A 16,116-nucleotide genomic window follows, 5' to 3' on the forward strand; every position below is an offset into this window, starting at 1 on the left:
GTTGTCTTGTATGATTCACGTCATGCCTCATGTCTGTCAAGACGTTTCAGGGATCGATCGGGATCAACTGCCGGTTCTCGTCGTCGCGGGTGCTGCAGGAAGTGGAAAGACCACCCTCGGACGCGAGCTGGCGCGCCGCTTCGGCACGGCATTGCTCGACCTCGACACACTCACCAATCCACTACTCGACGAACTGGATTCGCTGTTGGACGGCCCACACTGGAACAGTGCGGGGCCGCATGCAGAACGCATTCGTGCCGGCCGGTATGCAGTACTGCTCGCTGCGGCGAGGGACCTCGTGGAGATCGGTCAGCGCCCCGTTCTGGTCGCGCCTTTCACCCGCGAATTGACCGCGGGCACGGAATGGGAACGACTGGTCTCGCAGGTGGCTCCCGCAGCAACGATGGTCGTCCACGTCGACGGCTCGCCGGAGTTGCTGGCGCGTCGACGGGCGGCCCGCGGGGCAGAGCGCGACGCCCATCGGCCGACGGATTCCCTGGTGGAGAAGCCGCGTGTTCCGCATCTGCGGATCGATGCCGAATTGTCGACACCACTGCAGGTCGATCTGGTTGCGCATGCGCTCCAGGATCAGTCGCAGCGGTGATCGCTTCCAGGCGTGCAGGATTGCCGTTCGATCAGCTCGACCCCGAGGATGTTGCGGCGCTTGTAGCGCTTGCTCGGATTCTCGATCCGCCCCAGTAGTCGCTCGATGGCCAAACGGCCGAGCCGAGCGGGATTCTGATCGATCACCGTCACCGGGGGCATCACTGCATCGGCCAGCGGGAAGTCGCCGAATCCGACGAACGCCAGATGCAGCAATTCCATCTGCTGCAGAACCGGCACACATGCCATGGCCACGCGGGCATTGGACAGAAACAGCGCAGTCGGTGGATCGTCGAGCGCGGTCAGCGCGGTCAGGGCGCTGCGGGCATCGTCGCGGCCCATGACGCCGAGCGCAACGAGAGAAGCGTCGAACTCGATTCCTCGGGCTTGCAACGACTCTCGATACCCCTCGAGTCGATTCCGGCTGGTGGGAATATTGGCACTGTCGCCGATGACCGCGATCCGAGTGTGTCCCAGTCGAAGCAGATGATCGGTGGCCAACACCGCCCCGCCGTGATCGTCGTCGACGAAACTGTCGGCCTTGAGGCCGTCGGGTCCGCGATCGACGAAGACCGTCGGCGTCTTGTCGATCCAGCGCTCCAGATAGCCGTGATCGGAACCCGTCGGCGCAATGATCAAGCCGCTCAACTGTCTACGCAGCAACGACTCGACCAGAGCCTGTTCCTGGTCACCGTCGTGCCCCAGACTCGTGACCAGCACGGCCATGTCGTCTTCGCGGGCACGTTCCTCGATGGCGCGGGCGATGGAGGAGAAGAACGGATCGTCGATATCGGGTACGGCCACACCGATTGCCGCCGCTTGACCGTTGCGAAACGACGTCGCCATCGTGTTCGGAACGTAGTTCAGTGACTCGAGGGCATCGGAGACGCGAGCGCGCGTGTCGGGGTCGACGTGCGGATCGTTGTTGTACACCCGTGAGACGGTCTTGGCGCTGACTCCGGCCAGTGCCGCGACATCCTGCATGGTGGTCATGATCTACCCCCGTCTGCTCGTCGTCCGCTCGTCATCGACTCGTGTAGCCGCCGTCCACCGGCAGTGACACCCCGGTCACCATGGAAGCATCATCGCTCAACAGGAAGGCAATCGGCGCGGCAATCTCGTCCTCGGTGGCCCAGCGACCCAGTGGCATCTGTGCCAGGAACGGCTCCTCGATCTCCGGACGGCCCCAGTAGAACGCGGACATCTCCGTCATCACGACGGTCGGATTGACTCCATTGACCCGGATTCCGTGGCGACCGAGTTCGAGGGCCGAAACCCGAGTGATGTTGTCCAGGGCTGCTTTCGAGGAGCCGTACGAGATGTGACCCGTCAGGGCGACGAGACTGGCCTGGCTCGACACGTTCACGATTGCCCCCGCACCGGCGGCGATCATCGCGGGGACGGTGTATTTGATGACGAGGAGAGCGCCGCGCGCGTTGATGGCGATGACCTTGTCGAAGATGGAGATGTCGGTGTCCTGTGGCGTGGCGATCTCGCCGCCGAAGCCGGCGCAGTTCACCACTCCGTAGAGCTCGAGCCCCTCGACGGCCTCGCGCACGCTGTCCTCGGAGGTCAGGTCGAACGCCAGAGGTTGCGCGCCGGTCTCGTCGGCGAGCTTGTCCAGTGCGTCCACCGACTGACCGGCTGCGACGACGTCGGCACCGTCGGCCACCAGCCTTCTCACCGTGGCCGAGCCGATACCGCCGCTGGCACCGGTCACCAAGATCTTCCGGCCGTCGAACTTCGCCATGTGCGTCAACCTTCACTGTTTCCGAATCGGTCATGTCATCGATGTCATACGCCGCAGGTGCGTGCTGGATGTCATCGGTGTCATGGACGGTACCTCAGCGCCGTTCCATCGGGTCGAAAATCGTCTAGATCGCAAATATTGCCAGTTCAGAGACGGTACCGCTCGGTCCGATAGCGGGGTGACGGTGCGGCTCCATCCGTGTGCAGGAGTTGTGTCATGTCACCGGTGACATGAATTTTCACGAAACACGTGACAATGCGGGTTGCGTGGGTCACACTCGTTTACACAACGAGCCCCGCAGGGAGCTCGACCTGCCTCGCAGACCACGATCACCGACCGTGCTGCACGGGCACCGGTGGGGTATCCATCCCGCATCCGACGGTTTTCGATTCGACCAAGGAGTATCCATGGCCAGCGTTGCACCTGTTGCGACACCGATCCTCGAGGCGAGGGGATTGTCGAGGAGCTTCGGAAACGTGCGCGCCCTCGACGACGCCGATTTCGACATCTACCCCGGCGAGGTCGTCGCCCTCATCGGCGACAACGGCGCAGGCAAGTCGACGTTGGTCAAGGCGCTCTCGGGCAGTCTCGCGGTCGACACCGGCGAGATCCTGTTCGACGGCACCGCGGTCGATCTCGACAGTCCCACCGTGGCAGCCGAACTGGGTATCGAGACGGTGTTCCAGGATCTCGCTCTCGCGCCGCACCTGAACGCGCAGCAGAACATGTTTCTCGGACGCGAACTGCCGGCCAAAGGATTGCTCGGCCATCTCGGTTTCCTCGACGTCTCCACGATGCGCAAGCAGTCGCAGGACGCGTTGAACGAACTCGGAGCAACCGTGCGCAGCCTCACCGTTCCCGTCGGAGCCATGTCGGGTGGCCAGCAGCAGGCCATTGCGATCGCTCGCGCGGTCGCCTGGGCCAAAGGCGTTGTGTTCCTGGACGAACCGACCGCGGCGCTCGGCGTGGTGCAGACCCGAAACGTTCTCGACACCATTCGCCGCGTGGCGGACAGGGGAGTGGCAGTGGTGTTCATCAGTCACTCGATGCCGCACGTGATCGAGGTCGCCGACCGCGTTCAGGTACTGCGGATGGGCAAACGCGTCGCCACTCTCGACGCCAAGAACACGACCATGGAAGAACTCGTCGGCGCGATGACCGGCGCAACCACCGGAGCCACACGATGACCAACCAGACCATCAGCCCCTCCCTCGAGCCGATGCCGCCCGGCGACACACCGTCTCGGCACTCCTTCGATCTCGTCGAAGCGCTCGGTAAGTTGGCCCGGGTTCAGGTGTTCCAGATCGTGCTCGTGTTGGCTGCGATCTGCCTCGTGTTCTCGATCATGGCTCCCGGCAGCTTCCCCGAGTGGGGCAACATCCGCCAGATCATCCAGAACGTATCCATCCTGGCCGTTCTCGGGATCGGCATGACGTTCGTCATCGTCACCAGTGGCATCGATCTCTCGGTCGGCTCCGTTCTCGTTTTCTCCGGAGTCGTCTCGGCCAAGACCATGGCCGCGATCGGCGGCGACGGATGGGGAGTTGCCGCTGTCGGAATCGTGGTGGCACTGGGGTGTGGACTCTGCTGGGGATTGCTCAACGGTTTCCTGATCGGTAAGGCCAACGTGCCTCCGCTGATCGTGACTCTCGGGACCCTGGGCGGAGCTCTCGGGCTCTCGCAGGTCATCACCGGGGGCGTCGACATCCGCGACGTACCACCGGTTCTGGTCGATACCATCGGTTACGGAAACTTCCCGGCCACCACCATTCCCCTGATTTCGAGCATCGCGTTGGTGCTCGTGGTTATCTTCGGAATCGTGCTGCATCGCACCAAGTTCGGCCTCTACACCTTTGCCGTCGGCTCCAAGGAGCAGTCTGCTCGACGCGTCGGCATCAAGGTGGACATGCACCTGGTCAAGGTCTACGCACTCTCCGGCACCCTCGCCGGACTGGCGGGCATCCTGTCTCTGTCGCAGTACGGCACCACCGCCATCGCCGGACAGTCGCAGACCAACCTCAATGTCATTGCGGCAGTGGTCATCGGTGGAACGAGCCTCTTCGGCGGCATCGGAACCATGTTCGGCACCGTCGTCGGACTGTTCATCCCTGCCGTGCTGCAGAACGGCTTCGTCATCGTCGGAGTCCAGCCGTTCTGGCAGCAGGTCGCCGTCGGTGCTGTCCTCATCGCAGCGGTCTACTTCGATCAGCGTCGACGCGACGCAGCGAGCCGAGGTCAATCGCCCAGCTCCCTCAAGAAACTCTGGTCCCGAAGTCCCTAACCTCGGCCGGTCTCGAAACTCCCTCTATCGCACACCCCTTACAAGAAAGTCGACCATGATCACATCACGCACCGCCGTCGTTGCACTGAGTGTCGCTTCGGTCTCCGCCATGTTCCTGGCGGGTTGTTCGTCCGACTCCGGAAGCGGTGGCGGCAGCGGCAACATCGCCTTCATCCAGGGCGTCAGTGGCGACGAGTTCTACATCAGCATGCAGTGCGGAATCGAAGCTGCGGCGAAGGATGCAGGCGTCACCGTCGACACCCAGGGCCCGGTCAAGTTCGATCCCACTCTGCAGAAGCCGATTGTGGATTCGGTTGTCGCATCGCGGCCGTCGGCGATCCTCATCGCGCCCACCGACGTGGCCGCCATGCAGGCACCCCTCGAGGCGGCTTCCAGAGCAGGTATCAAGGTCGTCCTCGTCGACACCACCCTGGAAGATCCGTCCATCGCGGTCTCCTCGATCTCGTCCGACAACAAGGGCGGCGGGGCAGAAGCGTTCAACGCGATCGAGCGGCTCAACCCGGCCGGCGGCAAGGTGCTCGTCATCTCCACCGATCCCGGGATCTCCACTGCCGACGCCCGAGTGGAGGGCTTCGAGGAAGCCGTCGATGCCAACCCTGCCTTCGACTACCTCGGCGTGCAGTACAGCCACAACGACCCGGCCGAAGCTGCTCGTCTGGTCTCGGCCGCCCTCGCCAAAGACCCCGACATCACCGGCATCTTCGCGGCGAACACGTTCGCAGCCGAGGGCACCGCAACCGGAGTTCGGCAGGCGGGCAAGCAGGATCAGGTCAAGATCATCGGCTTCGACGCAGGCCCCGCACAGGTGAAGCAGCTTCGTGAGGGAACAGTGCAGGCTCTGATCGCGCAGCAGCCCGACACCATCGGCACCGACGGCGTCGCGCAGGCCATGGCCGCCATCAACGACCAGCCGGTCACCGCCGAGATCTCGACCGGCTTCCATGTCATCACCGCCGACAACATCGACGGCGAGGGCGCGCAGTACGTCTACAAGTCGTCCTGCTGATTCCTGACGTGTAACCCCTTCAGCTGCGGTGGTGCTCCTGGTGGCAGAACATGCCCGGGAGCGCCACCGCTCACCACGTTCGTCCGACCCCGAGGACCTGTCATGACCGAGCTTCGCCGCGCGACGTTGGAACACCTGCCCGCGACCGTCGCGAAGCCGGAGTACGACTTGGACGAACTGCACTGCGGTGTGGTGCATTTCGGAGTCGGCGCTTTTCATCGCGCACATCAGGCGGTGTACTTCGATCGGCTGCTCGCGGCCGGACATCTCGACTGGGCACTGTGCGGAGTGGGAGTGTTGTCGGGAGACAGGAAGATCGGCGACGTCCTCGACTCCCAGGATCATCTGTACACCCTGGTCACGGTGGATCCCGACGGTCGACGCGACGCTCGGGTGATCGGATCGGTCGCGGATTTCGTCTTCGCACCGGACGATCCGCAGGGCGTGATCGATGTGCTCAGCTCACCCGCCACGATGATCGTGTCACTGACGATCACCGAGGCGGGCTACGGCATCGACGACGTCACCGGTGCATTCGAGCCCACCGATCCCGCGGTACTCGACGACCTCCGGGACCTCTCGATACCGTCGAGTGTCTTCGGCTTTCTGACCGTTGCGCTCGCCACCCGCCGGTACCACGGAATTCCGCCGTTCACCGTGATGTCGTGCGACAACATCGTCCACAACGGGTCGGTGACCCGAACGGCATTGACCTCCTTCGCCCGTCGGCACGACGCCGACCTGGCGGACTGGATCGACGCAACGGTGGCATTTCCCAACTCGATGGTCGACCGCATCACCCCTGCTACGACGGCCGCCGTCATCGAGGACGTGCGCAGCGACTTCGGAATCGACGATGGCTGGCCGGTGCGGTCGGAATCGTTCTCGCAGTGGGTGGTCGAAGACACCTTCTCGTTCGGGCGACCTCCCTTCGGCGAGGTCGGAGTGCAACTCGTCGCCGACGTCGCGCCGTACGAACACATGAAACTGCGGCTGCTCAACGGATCTCACCAAGCACTGAGCTATCTCGGTATCCTCGCCGGATACAGCCACGTGCACGAGGTGATGGCCAGCCCCGACCTGTACGAGTTCGTCGCGTCGTACATGCGGGCCGAGGCTGCCCCGACGCTCGCCCCGGTCGACGGAATCGACATCGACACCTATATCGAGCAACTGCTGCACCGTTTTTCGAGCCTCGCCGTGCGAGACACGCTCGAACGTCAGATCGTCGACGCGTCCGCGCGCATTCCGAAGTTCGTGCTGCCGGTGATCCGCGACCGGCTCGCACAGGACCGATCGGTCGACCACGGAGCGCTGGTGCTCGCCGCGTGGTGCGGAGTGCACGAGCGCGGGGACATTCCGATGGTCGACGCGAATGCCGAACACCTGCAGCGATTGTCGTGGGAGGACCACGATAATCCCGGCGCATTCCTGGCGAATCCTGCTGTCTTCGGCGATCTGTCGACAAGTCCGCGGCTGCGCGGGGCGTACCAACGGGCCAAGCGCTCGCTTCAGGACAGCGGTGCCCGCGGAGCAGTTCGGCGCGTGCTGGAACAGTCGGTCGGAGTGGGTCAGCCCTTGTAGTACACCACCTGGTGGCTCGTGGCCAGCAACGTCCCGGCTTCGGTCCACAGTTCGGCCGTCTGATCGAAGTAACCCTGATGGAAGCGGCGGGCTCGTGCTGTGCCGAGGATGTACCCGTCGGAGTGTTGCTCGAGATCGTCGGGCGTCGCGAAGTAGTGGGTCGTCAGCGAGATGGTGCCGGCCGGCACGTAGCGACCGAGGCGCTGAAAGATTCTGGGGTAGAACACATCGCTGAGCGAGGTCAGCGCAGCGAAGTCCACCGGGCGCGGGGGCGTGTCGCGGATCCACAGCGTCTCGGTCGAGTCCGGTGATTCCTGGTCGTTCAGAGCGCCTGCAACGAACCGCATCTCGTAGTTCTGCGCCCAGGCGATCGCGTCGGGAAAGCTGCCTCGGGGCGTCTCGGCGGGGGAGGGGACGGCCGGTGCCACGGCCTCGGTGTTGTCCCACGTCTCACGCCTGGTTCCGAACACCGCTGTGGCCGTGGTGGCGACGGCACCGCCCTGGACGAGTTCGAGGTACCAGTGCTGATTGCTGCGGTTGGTGCGCACGGCGCGCGCCGAGATCTCGAAGTCGCCCTCGGCCACCGGGCCGGCGAAGTTGACCGTCAGCGAGACCGGCGATCCGAGGCATTCCGGATGCCGTTCGATGGCTCGGATGAACGTCGCAGCAGTGATGCCGCCGAACGGGCCGACCATGTTGTTGTACGGCGCTGATGTCCTGCCTCGATACGTGCCGTCGCCGACGGTCTCGAGCGCGACTGCTGTGTCGAACGGATGCATTGTTCTCCCGTAGGTCTCGATCGGCGTTCGTGCCGATTCAAACTATCCGGCCCACTCGGGTGGTACACAGGGTGGCTCCCTCAAGGAATGATTCGCTGTCGACGCAAGTCGGCGACTATCTCGGCGAACATTGCCTCGGTGTCGACGAAAAGGTGAAAACCCAGTCGACGCGCCTTGGAACCGTCCGCTATGACGTCGTAGTCCCACGCGAACACGAAATCGCCGAAGGCCCAGGACGATACGTCGGAATACGGGATTTTCCGCAGCCCGTTCTCGGCGACGATCGAATCCCACAGCGGTTCCTTGTCTGCCATGACGTCGGCCAAGGACATCGGTAGGGGACTTGCGGTGTCGAGGTCGAAAAGACCCGCGATGCGCGGCCACATGTCGCTCCAGCGAAACAGATCGCCGTTGGTGATGTTGAACGCCTGGTTGGCGCAGCTCGGCGTGGTGGCCGCCCAGACTGTCGCCTCGGCGAGCAACGATGCATCCGTCATCTCGAGCAGTGCGTCGAAGGCACCGGGCTTGCCCGGAAACCGCATGGGGACGCCCAGTTTCTTGCACATGGTGGCGTACACGGCGATGACGGTGGCCAGATTCATCGGGTTCCCCAGTGCGACACCGCACACCACCGACGGCCGGATCGCCGACCACGTCCACCGCTTACCGAGTTGCCGCGTCTCGAGAAACTGCTGTTGATCGACGTTGAACTCGGGCGGCATGTGGGGCGGATCGGATTCTCGCGCTGGGGTTTTGAAGGGGCCCAGGTGCGCGCCGTACACCTTGTAGCCCTGCATCAGGCTCACGTGCTCGAGGTCCGGTGAGCTCTCCTCGATGGCCGTGACCACGTTGACGAGCATCGCGAGATTGGGGGCGACGAGTTCGGCCCAGCTCGGTCTCTCCTGGTAAGCGGCGTAGAAGATGTGTGTGACGTCCGTCAGGTGCGAGAGCTGGCGTCGAGTCTCGTCGGCGTCGAGCAGATCCACCGCGATGTGCCGGACGCGTCCGGCGTCGGTACCACCGCGGCGTGACAGCCCGACGATGTCCCACTCACCGGATCGTTGCAGGTGGGCGATCAAGTTGCTGCCGATCGCTCCGTTGGCTCCCACTACTACTGCGACGCGTGTCATGACCTACTCCTATCTGGATATCGCGATATTGCGATGCCATCAGTAGACCACATATCGTGATATCGCGATATCGGAGTAGGCTTGGAGGGTGGCTGACGAACTGGACCCCGGAGAGCTCGCGGCAGTGTTCGGTGCGCTGGGTAACCCCGCGAGATTGGCGATCATGCGGTGGCTCAAGGACCCGAGCGACTTTCCGCCGCAGCTCGAACCGGCCGAGGATGTGGGAGTGTGTCTCAAGCACATTCAGTCGAGGGCGGGTGTCTCCCAATCCACGGCCTCGCAGTACATGGCGGTACTTCAACGTGCCCACCTGGTGACGAGTACAAAAATCGGGCCCTGGGTTCACTACAAACGCAACGACGAATTCCTCGACCGATTGGCAGAGACGATCAGGACCGAATTGTGAAGTTGTCGATGGCCTGATCGATCGAGCTGCTGTCCTGGTGCACCGCTCGTGCTCGGTCCCGCAGGGCGCGCCGGTCGGTTGCACGTGCGATTGCGCTCAGGTCGATGCGCTGCAACAGCTTCTTCGTCACCGGTCGTTTGCTGTCCCAGAATGCCAGTGCAGCAATGAGATCGGTGGCCTCCTGGCCGGTCAACAGTGCCTGGGCGACGGCGCATGCCGCTGGGTCCTCGAACGGCAGGAGATAGGTGGCGTCGTCGAACACCGCAGGTCTGCCGTCGTAGGGGCCGACCATCCTGAACTGCGGAACCTTGTGGAATCCGGAGATCGCGATCTTGTAAGGCGCAAACGTGTACGGCCCGACTCCGAAGATGCAGAACCGGGCGCGACTTCGGTAGATCGACGACTTTCGGCCATCGAGAGCGCCCGCGTTGTCGGTCAGGTACTTCCACAGCTTCGGCGCGCTGTCCGCCAACTGCGCGGTGTCGTCGCCGGTATGCGACTGCGGAACGATCATCCAGCGCGACACCACCTTCAGCCTGTCACGGTAGACGTCGGTGCATTTGAACAGCGGGAACAAGTAGTCGACTTCGATGTCGACGCTGGTTCCCAGTTTGGTTCGTGGGCCGTCGTTCTCGGCCAGTTCCATGACAGCAGACGCGTCGTGCTTGATGCCCTGACGCCACATCAGTGGACTGATGCCATCGAACTGTTTGCTTCGCTCGTATGCGTCGACGTCCGCGACCAGTTGTCCGTCGACCACTCCGATTCTGGTGCTGGGACGCAGTGAATCCATACTCGGATACATCTGCGCGGTGTGGTCGGTTGGACCGGTTCCGAGTTCGACCACGAACCAACAGGCATCAACTCCGGCGTCGAACCACTTCTTGGCGTCGATGGGTCGCAGAGTCGGACCGGTGATCGGGAGGCCGTGCCGAGCGCAGTGCAACAGGATGTTTCGTGCTACCTGGGTCTTGCAGATCATCGCAACGGTGACCGGGTGATCTGCGAACTCGGCCAGCAACTTGATCCAGATGAACTCCGCGATATCGAAATTGGAGCTTCCGGTGATCGCATCGATTCCGCGGGCGTTGTCGGTGTTCGCACGAGCCGGTCGGTTGCTGGAGCCCAGAACCGAGAGCTGAGCGTTGGTCACCCACGGTGGGTTGCCGATCACGAGAGTCGGGCCCGGCTCGGATGTCCATGCGATGTCGCGTGCCAGGTCGAAATCGAAGATCGAGGCAGTGATCACTCTGCCGAATACCGATGCGGCCACGGCGTACTCGGGTTGCACCTCGATCCCGACACGCTCTGCGTCGGGGTGACTCTTGGCCAGTACCGACAGGAAGTTCCCGACACCGCAGGTGGGTTCGAGGACGCGAGTCCACTGTCGTCGAGGCAGGGTGTTCACCAACGCACGTGCCAACTCGATCGGGGTCTGGAAGTCCCCGAACTCGTTGTTGGGCATCGATGCCTCCGGCAGTGGTGCGGACAAGTGCCTTCCGTGGCGCGGGAGCGGAGCGACCCGGAGCCACGGCCCCACACCACTGCCGGAGGCACTAATGTGGACTTCGATGAAGCTTTCGCGTGCGGCCCTACTGCTGTCAACTCTGGTGTTCATCGGTGCTCTGATCTGGGTCGCCGTCACTGCGAGGGATCAAGTGCCCGCGCACTTCGACGCGTCCGGTCAGGTCGATCGCATGGACTCGAAACAGTCCTTCCTGCTCACGATGGGCGGCATCGGATTCGCGATGATCGGATTGTTCGCGAGCATCGGTCGGTGGTTCCCCAAAGTTCCGGCGTCCATGGTGAATCTGCCGAGTCGGACGATGCACGAGTACTGGACTGCCCCCGAGAATCGACCTGAGCTGAACCGGAAGATGGCCGAGGACTTCGGGTGGATCGGCGCGGCAACGGCATTGCTCTTCGCCTGCATCACCGGCGTTGCGGGCGCAACGACAGGCGACTCGGTCAGCATCTGGGTTCTCGCCGTCCCGACGGCTCTGTACCTGCTGGCCATTCTGGGATACGTGGTGTTCGTCGTCAAAGGTGGTCGGTACCGCATTCCGAAGGACTGACTCAGGGGAGTGGTTGCAGCATCGCCAGTTTCGAGCCCGACTGCACCAGATAGCCGCCATCGGCGGCATTTCCGCTCGTGACACGCAGTCGGCCCATGCTCAGTGCGCAGTGAGTCCGTCGAGGAGTAGTTCACCGACGAAAGTCGCGTTGTCCTGCGGGCTGTTCTGTCGACGGGTGAAACAGCGCATCAGCAGCGTGTTGGTGATCCCTGCCGCGAGATCGACTGGACTGGAGCTCTTTCGGAAGATGCCGGTGTCCTGCCCTCGTGCGATGACCGGTGCGATGATCGACGGCAGGTTGAGCTTCTCCTTGATGGAGATCAGTCCCTCCGGCTCGCCGTAGGTGTCGTGTGCGACAGCGACGAGGAGGGCGTCCATGAATTCGAGCTCGTCCGCGGCGAGTTGCGCGCACCGCAACATGTGATTCTGCAGAATCGTGAGCTCGTCGAGGCCGAGCAGGTGGTCGTCGGCCACCGACTCACGAAGGCGATCGACCCGGCTCTGCAGTGCTGCAACGATGACGGACGGCTTGGTAGGAAACAGTGTCTTGCACGCGGTTCTCGGCACTCCGGCGATGTCGGCGACGTCGTCCATCCGCGTCATGAAGTAGCCACGCTTTCCGAACTCGTCGCGCGCAGCGGTGACGATCGCAGCACGCGGATCGCGAGGAAGTGGCCGTTCTTCCACCGCTGCGCCGATTTCTCCCACGACATCATCGAGGTGCTGATGATGACCCGACGTGTCGACGACGGCCCCGATGAAGGCGAGGACCGCGTCGGACATCACATCGGCCGATACGGAAGCGGCGTCCACCTGACTGCGGATGCGAAAGCCGTCGACGACGGCATTGACCGTCACAGCGAACGATCGAGCCGTGAAGGGACGGCGAAAGGCTCCACCGTCGGGATCGAACAGTGCCTCGAATGCGTCCAGTACGGCGTCGTCTCGAACGCGGTAGCTCCCGGCGAGTGCTGCGGAAGCAGCTCCGCGGAAAACATGATCGAGAAGAGTGGCGGTGGTGCTCTTCCGGTCGACGATTGCCGGAAAGTAGTGCGCGACGAGCGCTGACACCGCCGTTCGAATCGATGCGCCACTGTTCGTCATCTGGTTGCGAACGGTGCCGTGAACGTCGGTGGGTAGAGGAGTTCGGGACAGATGCTCGACGACCGTGGCGAGGAAGTCGGACTTGGTGTCGAACTTGCGGAAGAACGTCGCTGTTGACGAGTCGGCCTCGTGGACGACGTCCTCGATACGTAATCCGCGTTCGAGAATCCTCTGTGGATGCGCGATCAACAATGCGACACCCGCTTCGACGAAGAGGGCAGCGGTCGCGTCGAGCTCGGTCATAGGAGCGGACTTTACCGAGGTGGGGCCGACCGTGAGGGTGCAGGTGACAGCATTCACTCTCGGGTGAGAGCAACCTCGGTCATTCCTCGGAGTGACGCAGCGGAGTGAGTGCGGTGTCATTGGCCGTGTTCGCGCCACCGGGACAGCGGCGGTGCCCGAAATCAAGGATCTCCATGACAGTGCTCGATATCCGCGTCGGAGACGCACCCGACCCACGACTCAGCGCTCGTGAAATCGAGGTACTCACCGCCTGGCTCATCTCTGATTCCAAAGCGGAGGCATCGCGCTCGCTCTATCTCTCGATGGGAACCGTCAACACACACCTGACTCGCATCCGAGCGAAGTACACGGCAGTGGGACGAACGGCACCGACCAAAGCGACGTTGCTGGTGCGTGCACTGCAGGACGGGTTCATCGACATCGACGATCTGTGAGCAGCTACCGCACCTCGACGCGACTGGACCGCACCTTCCTGACCACGAACCAGCTGATCAGCGCGACGACGATGCCGATGACGACATATTGGAACACCGAGGCGTAGTTCTCCACGTAGTGCCAGTTCTCTCCGAGGAAGTAGCCGGCGAGCACGAAGATGGAGTTCCAGATCAGGCTGCCGAGGGTGGTGTACAGGGTGAATTGCAGAACCGGCATCCGGGATACACCGGCCGGGATCGAGATGCCCGATCGGACCATCGGAATCATGCGGCCGAAGAACACGGCAGACCGGCCGTGGCGAGTGAACCAGTCCTCGGCCTTCGTCAGATCCTCCGTCCCGACGAACGGCATCTTCTCGACGATGGCATACATCCGATCGCGGCCGAGCTTGACGCCGAGCCAGTACAGGACGAGTGCCCCGATCACCGAACCTGCCGTCGTCCAGAACAACGCACTCAGCAATGTCATGCCGCCTTGGGAGGCGGTGAACCCGGCGAGAGGCAGAATGATCTCGCTGGGAAGGGGCGGGAAGAAGTTCTCCGCTGCGACGGCGATTCCCGCACCTGGGCCGCCGATGGCTTCCATCAGACTCACTGCCCATCCGGCGATCCCTCCGAGGTCGCTGTCGGCTGCGGCAAGGGAGGAGAGGTCGCTCATGACAACGACTGTACGAAACCGATGGGCCGAAAATCTGCTCACCAGGCGAAATGCCCGGAAATTGAGACATATGGAACACTCGGGAGTGTGAACCGAGTCTCCCGGATAGTCCCTGCTGTTGCCGCCACCACACTGCTGCTCAGTGCCTGCGGGTCCTCGGACTCGGCCGATCCAGCACCCACCACCACGAGCAATTCGTCCGCGCCGGCCTCGACATCAGCGAGTTCGAGCTCTGCAACGGTCTACGACCTACCCGGAACCGGAGTGTTCCCCGAGGGCATCACCGCCGCGGACGACACCTTCTATGTGACGTCGACATCCGACGGCGCGGTGTTCCGCGGAACCGTCGGATCCCCGGACGTCTCGGTGTTCCTGCCCGGCGGCGCGGACGGACGCACCGGTGCCGCCGGAATCGACGTGACCGACGACGACGATCGTCCCGACTACCTGGTGATCGCAGGTGGGGCCACCGGCAAGGTGTGGGTGTACGACGCCGATTCCGGTGATCTGGTTGCCACGTTCACCAACGGGCTCGGTGCCGACGCGACCTTCCTCAACGACGTCGCGATTGCCGACAACGGCGATGCCTACGTCACGGACTCGCGTAGCCCGGCGTTGTTCCGCATTCCCGTCGAGCAGATGACGGCCGGAACGCAGGACGCTCCGTTGGAGACATTCGTGAGCTTCGACGGCACACCGTTCGCGTACGGAGAGGGATTCAACGCCAACGGCATCGTCGAGAACGACGACGAATCTGCGTTGATCGTCGTGCAGTCCAGTACCGGCAACCTGTATCGCATCGACAAGACTTCCAAGGAGGTCACACAGGTCGACCTCGGCGGAGCAACGCTCACGAACGGCGACGGGATGGAGATGGACGACGACACGTTGTACGTCGTCCGTAATCGTGACGGGTTGATCTCCAAGGTCGACCTGAATGACGACGGCCGCAGCGGATCGGTGACGGGTGAGATCACCGACGCATCGTTCGCCTACCCCACAACCGTTGCAGCAGTAGACGATCGATTGCTCGTGGTGAACAGTCAGTTCGACAAGCGCGGGGGAGAGCCCGTCGAGCCGTTCACTGTCAGCTCTGTTCCGGAGTAGAGCGGCTGCGCCGCGTGTGCGCGGAAGTTCGTAGCAGAGGTCGAAGTTCCAGGCAGGACGATCAGTCGGCGACGATGGCGTCGATCTGGCCGATTGCCGACGCCATGCCCTCGTCCATGCCCATCGCCACGAGTTCTTCGAGCTGGCTCAGGCTGTCGAAACGCGAACGGATGGTCATTCGCGTTGCGCCGCCGACGTCTTCGAGAGTCACGGTGGCGTGGGTGACGGGCATCGTCGACGACGGATTGCCCGAGTCGTCGGCGAACCCGTCGTCGAAGGACAGCGTGGTCGGTGCGGAAATCTCGGTGAAAAGCCACCATCCGGCGGCTTTTTCGCCGTCCGGCCCCGACATGTAGTACGACGCTCTGCCGCCGGCAACGAAGTCGTGGGACACGAACGTCGCAGGCCATGTGGGCGGACCCCACCACTGTTCGAGTTGGCGCGGGTTCTCCCAGATCTGCCACACCCGTTCGACTTTCGCGTCGAACTCCGCGAACACGGTCATGGTCAGGTTCTCTGCGTCCTTGTGTGAGCTGATGAACGGCATGATTCAGCCTTTCGGGTCCTCGGACAGTAGGTCGTCGATCCGGTCGACGCGTTGTCGCCAGATCTCCTCGTAGGTATCGAGCAGGGCGCGAGCGTGTGCGATGGTCTCCAGCCGAACTCGCACGATCTGCTCCCTGCCACGCTTGTGTTTGGTGATCACGTCGGCGCGTTCGAGAACGGCGACGTGCTTCTGCACAGCGGCGAAACTCATGGCGTAGTGAGCCGCCAACTCCGATACCGACTGTTCACCGACAGTGACCTTGGCGACGATGTCGCGCCGCGTCTTGTCGGCGAAGGCCTGGAACAGGCGATCGACCTCGGCGTCACTCATCTCATCTACAACCATGTGGTTGTACGTTATTGGTCGCTCGGTCTTCCGTCAAGGGACA

General features: G+C 63.1%; 18 protein-coding genes. 9 read left to right on the forward strand and 9 right to left on the reverse strand.

The genetic code is table 11. The features are described from left to right. The first annotated feature begins 22 nt into the window (after window positions 1-22). Window positions 23-604 (forward strand): AAA family ATPase, encoded by a 582-nt coding sequence (locus CH271_RS22280; RefSeq protein ID WP_179274720.1) that lies wholly within the window; start codon window positions 23-25, stop codon window positions 602-604. On the opposite strand, the gene CH271_RS22285 is transcribed toward CH271_RS22280, so the two are convergent. Further along, window positions 589-1,596, reverse strand: a complete 1,008-nt coding sequence (locus CH271_RS22285; RefSeq protein ID WP_094634865.1) for a LacI family DNA-binding transcriptional regulator — start codon at window positions 1,594-1,596, stop codon at window positions 589-591. The two genes, CH271_RS22280 and CH271_RS22285, sit on opposite strands and share 16 nt — an antisense overlap. Window positions 1,597-1,627: 31 nt before the next feature. After that, entirely contained in the window at window positions 1,628-2,353 is a 726-nt protein-coding gene (locus tag CH271_RS22290; protein WP_094634866.1) for an SDR family oxidoreductase, read from the reverse strand. Between the two features lie 407 nt (window positions 2,354-2,760). On the opposite strand from CH271_RS22290, the gene CH271_RS22295 reads away from it, so the two are divergent. From CH271_RS22295 to CH271_RS22310, 4 genes are all read left to right on the forward strand, one after another. Beyond that, complete coding sequence (locus CH271_RS22295; protein ID WP_094634867.1) at window positions 2,761-3,540, forward strand: ATP-binding cassette domain-containing protein; 780 nt, start codon at window positions 2,761-2,763, stop codon at window positions 3,538-3,540. Continuing rightward, the gene (locus CH271_RS22300) at window positions 3,537-4,634 is read left to right on the forward strand and encodes an ABC transporter permease (protein ID WP_082898561.1); all 1,098 of its coding nucleotides are present in this window, start codon (window positions 3,537-3,539) and stop codon (window positions 4,632-4,634) included. The genes CH271_RS22295 and CH271_RS22300 overlap by 4 nt, the downstream gene beginning before the upstream one ends. Before the next feature lie 55 nt (window positions 4,635-4,689). Beyond that, window positions 4,690-5,661, forward strand: coding sequence for an ABC transporter substrate-binding protein (locus CH271_RS22305; protein ID WP_037190964.1), 972 nt, complete (start codon window positions 4,690-4,692; stop codon window positions 5,659-5,661). A gap of 102 nt (window positions 5,662-5,763) precedes the next feature. Continuing rightward, window positions 5,764-7,245 carry a mannitol dehydrogenase family protein gene (locus CH271_RS22310; RefSeq protein ID WP_094634868.1) on the forward strand — a complete coding sequence of 494 codons (1,482 nt, stop codon included), beginning with the start codon at window positions 5,764-5,766 and terminating at the stop codon, window positions 7,243-7,245. Here CH271_RS22310 and CH271_RS22315 read toward each other — a convergent pair. Together CH271_RS22315 and CH271_RS22320 are read right to left on the reverse strand one after the other, a co-directional pair. Then, window positions 7,233-8,024 carry an acyl-CoA thioesterase gene (locus tag CH271_RS22315; protein ID WP_094634869.1) on the reverse strand — a complete coding sequence of 264 codons (792 nt, stop codon included), beginning with the start codon at window positions 8,022-8,024 and terminating at the stop codon, window positions 7,233-7,235. The genes CH271_RS22310 and CH271_RS22315 overlap by 13 nt on opposite strands. Window positions 8,025-8,104: 80 nt before the next feature. After that, window positions 8,105-9,154: an SDR family oxidoreductase gene (locus CH271_RS22320; protein ID WP_094634870.1), complete on the reverse strand. Its 1,050-nt coding sequence runs from the start codon at window positions 9,152-9,154 to the stop codon at window positions 8,105-8,107. Between the two features lie 163 nt (window positions 9,155-9,317). Between CH271_RS22320 and CH271_RS22325 the strand changes: the two genes are divergently transcribed. After that, window positions 9,318-9,560 carry an ArsR/SmtB family transcription factor gene (locus CH271_RS22325; protein ID WP_373453588.1) on the forward strand — a complete coding sequence of 81 codons (243 nt, stop codon included), beginning with the start codon at window positions 9,318-9,320 and terminating at the stop codon, window positions 9,558-9,560. Here CH271_RS22325 and CH271_RS22330 read toward each other — a convergent pair. After that, window positions 9,544-11,052 carry an SAM-dependent methyltransferase gene (locus tag CH271_RS22330; protein ID WP_256986501.1) on the reverse strand — a complete coding sequence of 503 codons (1,509 nt, stop codon included), beginning with the start codon at window positions 11,050-11,052 and terminating at the stop codon, window positions 9,544-9,546. The genes CH271_RS22325 and CH271_RS22330 overlap by 17 nt on opposite strands. Before the next feature lie 79 nt (window positions 11,053-11,131). On the opposite strand from CH271_RS22330, the gene CH271_RS22335 reads away from it, so the two are divergent. Continuing rightward, window positions 11,132-11,635, forward strand: coding sequence for a DUF1648 domain-containing protein (locus CH271_RS22335; RefSeq protein ID WP_256986502.1), 504 nt, complete (start codon window positions 11,132-11,134; stop codon window positions 11,633-11,635). Between the two features lie 99 nt (window positions 11,636-11,734). On the opposite strand, the gene CH271_RS22340 is transcribed toward CH271_RS22335, so the two are convergent. Further along, window positions 11,735-12,982: a TetR/AcrR family transcriptional regulator gene (locus CH271_RS22340; protein ID WP_094634873.1), complete on the reverse strand. Its 1,248-nt coding sequence runs from the start codon at window positions 12,980-12,982 to the stop codon at window positions 11,735-11,737. A gap of 173 nt (window positions 12,983-13,155) precedes the next feature. On the opposite strand from CH271_RS22340, the gene CH271_RS22345 reads away from it, so the two are divergent. Next, a complete protein-coding gene (locus tag CH271_RS22345) occupies window positions 13,156-13,416 on the forward strand; it encodes a LuxR C-terminal-related transcriptional regulator (protein WP_032395056.1) in 261 nt (86 codons plus the stop codon). A 4-nt stretch (window positions 13,417-13,420) separates the two neighbouring features. Here CH271_RS22345 and CH271_RS22350 read toward each other — a convergent pair whose 3' ends face one another. Further along, entirely contained in the window at window positions 13,421-14,074 is a 654-nt protein-coding gene (locus CH271_RS22350) for a DedA family protein (protein ID WP_037190978.1), read from the reverse strand. 87 nt (window positions 14,075-14,161) lie between these two features. On the opposite strand from CH271_RS22350, the gene CH271_RS22355 reads away from it, so the two are divergent. Further along, window positions 14,162-15,181 carry an SMP-30/gluconolactonase/LRE family protein gene (locus CH271_RS22355; RefSeq protein ID WP_094634874.1) on the forward strand — a complete coding sequence of 340 codons (1,020 nt, stop codon included), beginning with the start codon at window positions 14,162-14,164 and terminating at the stop codon, window positions 15,179-15,181. 61 nt (window positions 15,182-15,242) lie between these two features. Here CH271_RS22355 and CH271_RS22360 read toward each other — a convergent pair whose 3' ends face one another. Both CH271_RS22360 and CH271_RS22365 read right to left on the reverse strand, forming a co-directional pair. Beyond that, the gene (locus tag CH271_RS22360) at window positions 15,243-15,728 is read right to left on the reverse strand and encodes an SRPBCC family protein (RefSeq protein WP_094634875.1); all 486 of its coding nucleotides are present in this window, start codon (window positions 15,726-15,728) and stop codon (window positions 15,243-15,245) included. A gap of 3 nt (window positions 15,729-15,731) precedes the next feature. Next, complete coding sequence (locus CH271_RS22365; protein WP_094634876.1) at window positions 15,732-16,073, reverse strand: ArsR/SmtB family transcription factor; 342 nt, start codon at window positions 16,071-16,073, stop codon at window positions 15,732-15,734. Window positions 16,074-16,116: the final 43 nt, after the last annotated feature.

The sequence above is a fragment of the Rhodococcus sp. 05-340-2 genome (assembly GCF_002258915.1).
Lineage (GTDB): Bacteria > Actinomycetota > Actinomycetes > Mycobacteriales > Mycobacteriaceae > Rhodococcoides.